The sequence below is a fragment of the Streptomyces sp. AA4 genome (assembly GCF_000158875.1).
Taxonomy (GTDB): Bacteria; Actinomycetota; Actinomycetes; order Mycobacteriales; family Pseudonocardiaceae; genus Amycolatopsis.
The window spans coordinates 1-11278 of the sequence record NZ_GG657748.1; the positions used below are offsets into that span (position 1 = coordinate 1).

The following is an 11278-nucleotide window of genomic DNA, read 5'->3' on the forward strand; positions in this document are numbered from 1 at the left end:
CGGGCGGCGGCGCGAGGTCGAAGAGCCCGGGCTGTTCCGCGTCCTCGACGTCGGCCGGGGCAGACGGCGCCCCGCTCCGGGTCGGCGGTGGTTGATCGCCGGGGGCGGCCGCCGGTTCGGCGGGAGCCGGGTCCGGGGCCGCGGCGGCTTCCGCGTGCGGCCCGGCGTCGTTCCCGGGCGCGGCCCGGGTCTCTGCCTCGAGGTCGGCGACGGCGGCGGTCGCCGCGACGGTGCGGTCCAGCACCGTCTGTTCCAGAGTGGCCATGGTGTCGTGCAGGGCTGCGAGCACTCCTTCGGGAGTGAACTGCTCGGCGGTCAGCGGGATGGACAGCAGCGACGACGGCAGTCCGTGGCTCTCGCACAGGACGAGTTCGAGCCGGCCGTCATGGGAGTGGGAGGTGTAGACCAGGAAGCCGCGCCAGAAGATGTTCGTGCTCTCCGCGCCCGGGGTGTCCCGCACCTCCGGGGTCGCCAGGACGGCACCGGGATCGGAGACGGGGCGTTCGCCGGGGTACTCCTCGAAGGCGTCCGCGTCGTCGGCCGGGCCGCCGAACTCCAGGGCGTCCAGCCGGCCGCGCGCGAGCGTCAGCACGGCTTCCCGGGCACGCTTGATGTCCTGCAGTTCGTAGTAGATCTCGTTGCGGCGTTCTCCTGCCGACGACGGCAAGACGCCCGGCAGGGCCTCCAGCCGCGCCGACGCGGCCTCCCGGGCAGACCGGCGGTAGGCGTCCAGCGACTCGGTCGCGAAGCCCCGGGCGAGCACGGCGCGGGAAGAGGCTCCCTCGGTGGCGACGCGCAGCACGTGCCCGATCCGGTCCAGCCGGTCGGAGCCGGATTCGCCCGCGACGTAGGGAATACGGTCGATCACGTCGACGTAGCCGGAGTCGAGGTCGGCGACCGCGATCACCGCGACGGTCCGGCCGCGGCCTCGCTCGACGGTGAACCGGATCTGCCCCCAGCTCACCTGTCCGTAGGAGTCCGGGTCCGCGCCCAAGGCCTCCATGACGGAATCCCACGCCTCGAGGTCGTCCGAGGACCTCCGCAGAAAGCCGCGGTCGTCGGACCCGGTCCTGTAGAGCTGCTGCGACCTGCCCGCCCGGCGGACGGCCGCGGCGAGCAGGTCGTACCGGTAGGAGTCCTGCACCTGGTGCGCGATCAAGCGGCGGGAACGGTCCTCCAGCGCGGCGACCGTGGCGGGGGTCAGCAGGTCGATCAGATGGTTGTGCGCCCGGGCCGCAGGCTCGGGCACCCCGGAGCCCTCGCTGTCGGGACGGTCGTGATGCCGCCACCGGTCCAGGTCCAGGAACACCGGTTCGACATCGAGTTCCGCCAGGTCCGGGGGCAGGTTCGCGTCCTCGCGGTCCTCCGGTTCGGGTGGCAGCGGGATGTCCTCGCCGATCGCCTCCGCTGCAGCCGGCGGCGGGGCGGTCTGTTCGAGGCGCGCCGTGATGGCAGCCCCGGTCGCTGCGAGTTCGCCGCTGATCCGGCGGTGGGTGCCCGGAACGGCGTCGGGGAGCCCGCTGGCCCTGATCACCGCCGCGAGCTCGCGCAGCTGCCGGGAAACCTCTGCCGCCGATTCGGGGCTGTAGCCGTCGCCGAGCAGCCAGCGGGCGTTCTCCTCGGGCGAGACGGAGAGGAACATGCGCCGGACGATGGTCGTCGCCACGCTCGCGGGCCGGTGCGACCGGACGGCATCGGGCCATTCCATGTGCTCCAGCTGCCCGGCGACGTCCCCCCACTCCGGGACGAACGTGACCGACGCGAAGGGGCCGGACAGCCCCGGCACGGGTTCGACCGGTGTCTCCAGGGCCTGTTCCAGCGGGGCGAGGCGCCGCTGCGCGGCGGCCAGCGCGCGTTCGGCGGTGGCGTGCATGCTTGTTCGGGGCCGGATGCCGATGCCGGCGATCGCGCCGTCGGCGTCGATCCGGTGCAGCGCCCACCACCACGAACGGCCGCCGTCGGCCTCGCGGGCGACGATGAGCCTGAACCGTCCGGGCTCGGTGCGCTGATAGGCCTCGCGGGCGATGGCGGCGTACAGCGGCAGTTCCGCGCGTCCCGGGTCGGGCAGGTGCGTGAGTTCGCGCCCGTCGGGCAGCCGCAGGACCGGGACGTCCGGATCCGCTGCGGCGGTCTCCTGTTCCTGGACGGGACCGGCGTCGCGTGCCGCGCCCGCGTCTTCGGCGGCCGGCTCCTCCGCGACGGGCGTCTCGGCGGCTGCGGCGGGTTCGGCGGCAGTCGGCGGCGCGGTGTGATCGCCGATCCCCAGCGCGCGCTTGCGGGCCTCGATCGACTCCTGCATCGCGGCGCTGGCGGTTGCCCGTTCCTCCGGCGACGGCCGGGTCGCCGGATCCAGCAGCGACACCCGTCCGTCGACGTCGAGCACCTGCAATGCGCGCGGCGCTCCGTCCGCGCTGACCACGTCCCGGTCGATCAACACCGACACGCGTCCGAGGCTCGTGTCCGGTCGCAGGTCGGCCACGAGCCCGCGCACCGGTCGCGGCCGGTCCACCGGAATCCATCCGTCGCTGTCGGGCGCCTGCGGCTCGTTGTCGTGGGTGATCTCGGCGTACTGGCCCGCGGCGTTGAGCGGCAGCGCGGGGTCGCCTTCGGCCAAGCGCACCAGTGCTTCCCGCGCTCGCGCGACGTCGAGCTTCTTCCCGGTGCGGAACCCGGCAGTCGCGGCGAAGGCCCGTCGATAGACCTCGGCATCGATCTCGCGCAGCTGCTGCAGCGCGGCCACGGGCTGCGTGCCGTTGCGGGCACGACCGGAGATCACGATCGACGCCAGGTTCCGGGTCTCCTTCTCGTCGTAGCGCTCGCCCAGGATGTAGCGCAGCAGACTGTTGCGATCCGTCACCGGCACTTCCGGCAGCGGCGGCGCCAGCGGCACCCCCTGGCCGTCGTCGGCGAACGACCACGCCGGCTGTGCCGCGTCGGCGGCGCGGGTCACCAGACGCGCCTCGGCGTCGGCCTCGACCGCCGCGCGGGCCTCGTCGGCGTAGTCGGCGTTCTCGACCCGCCACAGCCCGGGAAGCCGCGCCGGGCGCGCGACGCCGTGCAAACCGGCCTGCTCGACCAGGTCGCGCAGCTTCTGCCCCGAAGTGAATTCCGCTTCCTGCCAATCGGGCGAGTCCCAGGGGCCGTGCCTGCGGGCCACGGTGGTCAGCACGCGCTCGTCGGGCGTGATGCCCACGGCGACCGAGACGTCGTGCCGGTACCAGTGCTCGTTTCGCATCCCGCCGATCTCGCTCGGCAGTTCCTCCTGCAAGACCCAGCCGTGGGCCAGAAACAGCTCGCCGATGTTCGTCACGCCGGGGACGAATGCGAACCCGGCTTCGTCGTACTCCGTGTCGAAGCCCGGTTCGGCGTCCTGGTCGAGCCCGCGGTCGCCGCGGTCCTGTTCGGCCGTGTCCTCGGGCGCGGAAACAGGGCGGCCGGGGACGGCGAATCCGCCGTGGACGCCCATCCGGTCGGCTACCGCGTGCAGGCCGGACACGAGGTCGTCGGCCCGGATGCGCGGCAGCACTCGCCCGAGCGGGTCGTCGCGGCCGCTGCGGTCGGCGAGGGCGTCGGCGAAGGCGGTGATCGCCGTCGCGGCGGCGACGCCCAGACCGGACTCCACCGCCTGCCGGGCACGCCGGTCGGGGTCGAACCCGATGTCGTCGGCCACGCTGCCCACGACATCGACGACGACGCTCGCCACGGGCTTGTCCATCACCGCGGCGGGACCGTCGCCGAGCGCGCGCAAGAGCAGATCGAGCTTGTCCCCAGCCAGCCTCGCGGCGGTGGCCAGGGTCTTGTCGTCGATTCCTTCGAGCAGGGCGCGGGCGTGCGCACGGGCGGACTCCAGCTCCTCCGCAGCGGCCTCGGCGGATGCGGAGTTGCCCGGTCCGGTGTCTGGTTGCGCCGGCCCCCCGTCGGGAGCGGGGCGGCCGGGGACGGCGAAATTGCCGTAGATGCCCATCAGCTCGACCATGTCGTGCAGGTCGGACGCGGCTTTGTCGATCCCGGTGCGGGCCAGCACCCGGCCGAGCGGATCGTCGGGGCCGCGGCGGGCGGAGAATCCGTCGGCGAGCGCGGCCAGCCACGCCGCGTCCTCGGCGCCGCGTCCGCGTCTGATCGCCAGCTGGGCGCGGAAATCGGGATCGAATCCCGTGCCGCGGGTGACGTTGTGCACAGCGAGCTCGATCTCTTCGGCGACCGGCGGCGGCACGAGCCGGGGGTTGTGGAGGTCCAGTCCGGTCACGAGCAGTTCGAGCGCGCTCTCGCCTGTCTGCGACTCGTCCAGTTCCTGCTCGGCGGCCGCCAGGAACTCAGCGTCGATGCCTTCGATCAGCGCCCGCGCCTTTGCCCTGGCCGGTTCCGCGCCGTCGCCGGCCGCGTCGGCGGGAGCCCCGGCGCTGTCCGCCGAGGGCAGTGGCGGCGCGGGTTCTTCGTCATCTGTCGCGGCGGGTGCGGAGTTGTTCCCGTCAGCGTCCGACCGGGTCTGCTCCGCGTGGTCCCCGGGTTGCTCGGCGGCTGCCGGGTCCGGCCCGGGTGTCCCGTCGGCGAACGGGGTTGCCGCGCGACGGGTCAGCGAGTCGAGTTCGTCCTGCGGCCGCGCGGGTTCCTTCCCAGGCGCGGAGATGCTCTCGATGTCGGCAGGAGGGGCGTTGTCGGTGTGCTCGCGGGGCTGTTCGGCGCGGGGCGCCTCCGGTTCCGCGGTGCTCTCGGGAGCGTCGCCGCGAGCCCCGGAACTGTCCACCGAGGACAGAACCGGCGCAGGTTCTTCGTCAGCGACTGCGGCGGATGCGGGAACCTTCTCGCCCGCTTCCGTCCCGTTCTGCTCCGCGTCGGCTTCGGACGGGTCGGCGACGGCGTGGTCCGGTCGCGACGTCCCGTCGGCGAACGCGGTTGCTGCCCGGCGGGTCAGCGCTTCGAGATCGGCCGCGGTATCCGGAAGCTGTTCACCGGCGGGAACGAACGCCCAGTTGTCGGCGGAGGCGTGGTACAGCTGGTCGTCGCTCCACACTCGATCGGCGCTGTTGTCGGGCTGGCTGTGGTCGTAGTCGAACCAGACGCGCCGTGACCGCTCGCCCGGTGCGATGTGCAGCGCGGCGTGCACCGGGCCGGAGTCGTGCATCAGGTCGACGCGCATCTCCACCTGCCAGTTGCCGGTCGACGGGATCGTCGTCCTCCGCGAGGGTCCGGTGACGATCCAGACCGAACCGATGCCGGGGCCGCCTTTCGATGCTGTGGCGACTACGCGGTCGCCCGGCGTCGCGGACAGCAGCCGCTCGAGTTCGGTGTCGACGGGGCTGAACAGTTCCTCTATGCCGCGGACGAGGTGGCGCAGCCGGTAGGAGCCGTAGAGGAAGTGGCGGGTCTCGTCGCTGGGCTCCAGTTCGTCGGCGCGGTTCTGCAGCAGCTGCACGGCTGCGTGCGGCCGGCCGGTGAACGCGAGCGTCGCCGCCAGGCGGACGACGGCGTAGGTGCGGTCGTCCTGCTTGCGCTTGCGCAGTTTCCGGTGCTGCTGGCGCGGGTTCTGCAGCGCGGGGCCCTCGGCGCTGAATTGGGTCGCGACGTCGCGGAAGTCTTCTGCGAGATCACCGGGGATCCTGGTGCCCCACAGCGCGTTCTCGTCCGGAAGGGCCGCGTAGAGCGCGCGGTTGAACGCCGGGGATCCGCAGACCGCCTGCGGATGCAGGGCGGCGGCGTCCAGGAGCGCGGCGGCGAGCAGGTGCCGGAGTCCGACGCCGGCGGCGTCGTCGCCGGACACCACCGTGCCGTTCAGGCCGGGCATCCGCCACTGGGCGGCGGTGCGGGTCATCGAGGCGTGGTTTTTCCATTTTGATCCGGTGTCCGTCGGGGTCCCTGGCCCGCGCTCCAGTGGCGGCCAGGACCCGCGGGCACCGGCCACGTCGGGAAGTCCCAGCACGGTGTAGCGGGTCGAAGGCCGGGGCGCACTGTGCGGCGGGATTGCGACCGCGGCAGTGTCGATCACCGGATGCCCGGTAGAGGTCTGGACCACCGTCCACAGCGGTGTGCGCTGGTTCCGCTTGTAGGCCAGCAGGACGCCGCCCGGCGACAACTGGGTCTTGCGCGCTCCCCGGACTTCGTTGATCAGCCTGTCGCGGTCGTAGTCCCAGGTCTCGGCGCTGGCCGGGTCGTCGGGATGCGGGTTCGGCATGCCTTGCCAGTGGCCGAGCACCGCGTCCAGGTCGGGCTTGCCGCCGCCGAGCGCCTCCTCGGCCAGCGTGAGGCGGCTGTCCTGATCGTCGTGCACGGCAGTCGACGGCCCGGCTTCGGGCGGCTGCGCGGAGGCAGCGGCTGCCGGCGCGTCCCCGGCCTCATGCTCCGGTTCCGCCGCGGACTCAGCCGCGGGTTCGGGGCTGGGTTCTGGCTCTGGCGTTGGTTCGGTCGCAGTCGTCGCGTCGGCAGGCGCGGTGTCGGCGAGGCGCGCTGCAGTGTCGACCGGTCCCTCGTGCGCGGCAGCGGTGTCCGCGGCGAGCAGGGCAAGCATTTCGAGGCGGGCGGCGTCGGCGCGGGCGCCGAGGCCGGCGACGCGCTGCTCGAAGGCCGAGCGGATCTGCGCGCCGCCGGATTCGATGTCCAGCCAGCGCGGGTCGACGGCGACTTCGTCACGGTTCCGGCGGTCGGCGGTGGCGATCGACAGCACGACGCCGTTGTCGTCGTTGCGGGAGAATTCCAGGTTGAGGGTGTGCCAGGTCAGCCCGGTGGAGCGCGGTCCGACCACGATCTGCTTGCCCTTCAACGCTTCCGCCGGGCTGATGCCTTGCTGCGCGGCGCGGGCGAACCCGTGCAGCGCGGTTTCGACCTCCCCGTCGTTGAGCTGGTGGGAAACGAACGAGTGCGTGGGGACGACCCAGCGCCGCTCGGCGCGCTTCGCGCCTGCGGCGGTTTCGGCGAGGGTGTCGAGCTGGCTGGCCAGCGAGGCCAGTTCCCCGGCACGTGCGGCGGTCGCCTCGTCCGGTTCCGCGGCGGCCAGCGCGGTGCGCGCCTGCTCGGCCAGTCGGGCACGGTGGAGCCTCATCTTGTCGGTCTGCATGACCAGGCACCGGATCTTCTCCTCAGGCGGGAGATCCGGGTCGGTGGTGGCCGTGCGGGCCTCGACGTCGATGGCGCCGGGCACGCCGATGCCGGGTTCCTGGACGTGGGTGAAGCTGGCGGCGGTCAGCAGGTCGTGCAGGCCGCTGTAGGTCCCGCGCAGATCTGCTTTCTGCCGGGCGGTGAGCTCGGGCAGGGCGTCGCGTGCTTCCCGCTCCGGTGCGTCGTCCTCCCCGCGCGGGTCGCCGGCCGAGGCCTCCGGCTCGGCAGGCGTGTCGGTGTCGGCTGGGGTTTCGGCTGGCGCGGCGATGTCCTCGCCGCGGCGTTCGTCGTCGGCGGTCTCCGCGCCGGCGGTTGCGAACATGTCGAGCTGGGCTTGTTCGGGCTCGGGCGACGGCGCGACGGCGACGGTTTCCTCGGCGGCGGCTTCGTGGCCGGTGGTGACGTCGGCGATCAGGCCGGAGCCGGGGTTCTGCTCGATCAGCGCGCGCAGCCCGGCGGCGAAGCGTCCGGAACGCTCGACCAGGAGCTTGAGCCGGTCCATCATCTTCGGCGCGTTCTTGCGCTCGGCGACGAGGTTGTCATACAGGATCTTCGCCGCGCGGTAGAGGGCGACGTAGCGGTCCAGGCTCTGCGCCGGGTCGCCCTGGAACCGATGCTGGGAGATCTCGTCCCGGGCCGTTCGCAGCGCCTCGGCGTCCGGCCGACCGTTGCCGAAGCCCAGCAGTCGACGGCCGGACGCGGTCTCGTGCACAGCCCAGTAGGCGGACGTGGCGGCTCGTTCGGCGTCGGTGAACTGTTTGCGCGTGGTGAACGGTTCCGCTTCCGGCAGGGGCGGCGGGGGCGTTTCGGGGGCGGCGATTTCGTTGTCCCACATCTCATGCGCGCGCCCGGCCGCTCTCAGGTCACGGGCCAGCAGCCGGGCGTGCACGCTACGCGTGTCGAAATGCCACGGCCTGGGCAGGAACCAGAATTCCTGGCGCTTGGAGAACTTGAACTTGTGGGTGTGCAACAGTTTGTGCAGCGCGGTGTCGTCCTTGCTGCTGCCGTGCACCAGGGTCCCGGACGCGTTGTGCTCGATCACCAGCGTGTGGTGTGCGGCGGCGTGTTCGCGCGCGGCCGCGGTCTGCTCCTCGGCGGCGGCGGTCCGCTCGGCGGCGGCTTCGGCCCGTTCCCGGTCCTCCCGCTCCGGCGCGCCGATCGCCTCCTGCGCGGCCTGCAGTTCGCGCAGGGCGATGCGTTCGGCGTTGGCGACGGTGCGGCGCACGAACTCGACGATCCGGTCGGGGGCGTAGCCGGTGTCGGTGAACCACTCGGGTGTCATCTCGAACATCAGCGGCGGGCGCCGGTCGCTTCCCGAGTGCCCGGCCGGGGCGACGGCCAGGCACAGGAACGGCTTCTCCTGCTCGTCCGTCCACCGGGTGCTGACCTCCAGCCCCCGCCACCGCAGCACCTCGGAGTGGTGCGGGTCCTGCGGGAACGGCGAGACCTCCGCCAGCGCGGGGCCGGGGTCGGCCAGCGGTTCTCCGCCGAAGGTGAACTCGTCGCCGGAGGCGGGCAGCGCGCCGGCGACGGCGAACTGGCGCAGCAGGTCGACGCGCGCCAGCTGGGCCCCGATCCGCTGTACCTGTTGGGTTCCGAGCCGGTCGGCGTTGTCGGCGAGACCGGCCCGGGCCAGCGCGCCGTCGCTGAGCCCGCGCCCGGCGAGGACGGCGGTCAGCCGTCCTCGCGCCAGCGTCGCGCGGGCCCGTGCCGTGCCGATCCGGTCCTGCACCTGCTCGCGGGCCTGGCCGGCGGCGTCGGGCCGGGTCGCGGCCGCAGACAGACGGGCGCGGTCGGCCCAGGGCTGCTCGTCGTCCGACCTCCACACCGCGGGTTCGATCGCGATGTAGGTCCCGGCGCGGTCGGTGCCGCAGCGGAACGTCAGGTCCCCGCAGCGCAGCGCCAGCCGCTCGCCGGGCCGCTGCGCGAGCAGCGCGAACGCGCCGTCGATCCGGTCGGGGTCGAGCCGCTGTTCGGTGTCGCCCTTGACGAGGATCACGGGGGCGTGCTGGGCGCGTTCGGCGGCCTGCGCGATCGCTTCGAGGCGGTCGGCTTGCAGCAGCAGGTCCAGGGCTTCGTGGCCGCCGGACTCGGTCAGGCGGTCCAGCGCGTCCCCGGTGACCGAGGCGGCGAGCGCGTCGTAGACGTCCGCGGCGTTCTCGGTGCGGTCCAGCCGGGACAGCGGCGTCTGCTCGTCGAGTCGCCGGGCGACCGGGTCGAGCAGCCACGGCCCGTCGCCGACGGGCTCCGGGCGGTCGTCCATGGCGGTGTCCTCGTCGTGCTGGTGCGGATCCGGGATGTCCGGGCCGGGGTCGGCCGGACTGCCCGGCCGGTCGGCAGCGGTGCTCTCGTCCTGGACGACGGGGTCGGCGCGGTCCTCGGCCCCGTCGGGGGCCGCCGGACCGGACGCGGCGGAAGCAGGCGCGGCGGCCGCCGCGGGCTGGCGCGGGCGTGTGCGGTCGCGAGCCTGGCGGGCGTCGCCGACGAACTCGGCCAGGTGGACGGGATCGATGTGCAGGCGGGCGACCAGGGCCGCTTCGAGCTCGGCGGTCCGCTCGGGCTCGACCAGGGCCAGCGCCGCGGCGGCGTCGCGTGCGGCCTTGATGCTGGCTTCGACTTCGTAGTCCTCGCCCAGCCGGTCGGCGTACGGCGCGATGCGCAGGTCGACCAGCGCCTCCATGGCCCAGCGGGTCGGCGGGGAACCCCGGAACCCCCCGTCCGGGGCGTCGTGCACGGCTTGCACGGCCCACTCGGCGGGGTCGCGGCCCTCGGGCAGGACCAGCGCGTCCGCATGCGGGTAGCGCACGAGCGCCGTCTCGATCTGCCCGGCGAGCGCCGTGCGCCCGGCGGCGTCGTTGTCGCCGCCGTACACGCGGGGCCGCTCGACCGGCACCAGCGCGTCGACCGCGGCGAGGTGGCTGTCGGTCAGCGCGGTCCCGCAGGTCGCGAGGAACATCATCGGCCGCTCCGGCGGGGCGAGGGCCATCAGCGCGGCCACGTCGAACGGGCCCTCCACGAACACCGGGCTGGCGTGCCCGGCGAGATCGCGCTGCTCGTGCAGCCCCAGCAGCAGCCGGCTCTTGACGAACAGGTCGGTGTTGCGGGTGTTGAGGTATTTGGGGGTCCGCTCGTCGCGTTCGAGGATGTCGTCGGAGTGCAGCGTGCGGCCGGTGAATCCCGCGATCCGGCCTTGCTCGTCGCGGACGGCGAACACGATCCGGTGCCGGAACAGGTCGACCAGGTTCCCGGTCTTCGCGCGGATCGCGACCCCGGCGTCGATCAGGTCCTGCTCGGCGAATCCTTCGCCGAGCAGGTGCGAGCAGAGGCCGTCCCAGCGGTCCGGGGCGTATCCGATGGTCAGCTTCCCGCGGTCGTCGCCGTCGCGGGCCCGGACGCGGTCGACCGGCTCCCGGCCGCCGAGACGGCTGCGCAGGAACTCCTGCGCCGCAGCGTGCTCGTCGAGCTGCCGGTCGAACCAGGCCGCGGCGGCGGCGTTGACCGCGGCGTGCAGGGCGGGCCCGTCGGTGGGGGGGATCTGCGGCGCCGGGGCCGCGGTCTCGCGATCGTCGGCGTGCTCGCCGGGCTCGGCGAGGGCGTCTTCGGCGGGTTCGCGACCCTCGCGGCGGGCGAGGGCGTCCTCGGCCCGCTGCCGGCGCAGCCGCCACCCGCGCTGCGGGTCGGGGTAGACGATTTCGCCCGTGTCGATCAGGTCGAGAGCCTTCGCGTAGTCGCCGCGCTTGAACGCGTGCTTGGCTTCGAGGTCGAAGCGTTTCCCGGCGTCCTGGGCGACGGCGAGTTCCTCGGCCTCGCGCGCCCGGATCTTCTTGTGGTCGGGAAGGCCGGTGGCGAGGACCTCGGGATGCGCGGCGATGTAGGCCTCGATCCAGTCCCATTCCCGCCACGTCGTGCCGCCCTCGACGTGCGACTCGGCGATGTAGCGGCCCGGCGTCCCGGTCGAGGCGTAGCCCGCCGCGTGGTCGGTGATCGCCCGGACGACCCGCAGTTCCCGTTCCGGGGTCAGCACATGCGGGCCCGCCGCTGCTTCGGCGCGGCGCAGCGCGTCCTCCGCCTCGTTCGGCCGGCCCCGGTCGACCAGGACCGCGGCGGTGGCGAATTCCACGGCGACTTGGTCGCGGTGGAATTCGCCCGGAAGCAGGTGCGGCGCGAGCTGCGCGACCCGGCGCGGCCA

At 73.6% G+C, this 11278-nt stretch carries 1 protein-coding gene; it reads right to left on the bottom strand.

Annotation, left to right across the window (positions count from 1 at the left end; genetic code table 11):
• A partial coding sequence (locus tag SSMG_RS40380; protein WP_037719149.1) for a hypothetical protein occupies positions 1–11278 on the bottom strand: 11278 nt, incomplete at both ends.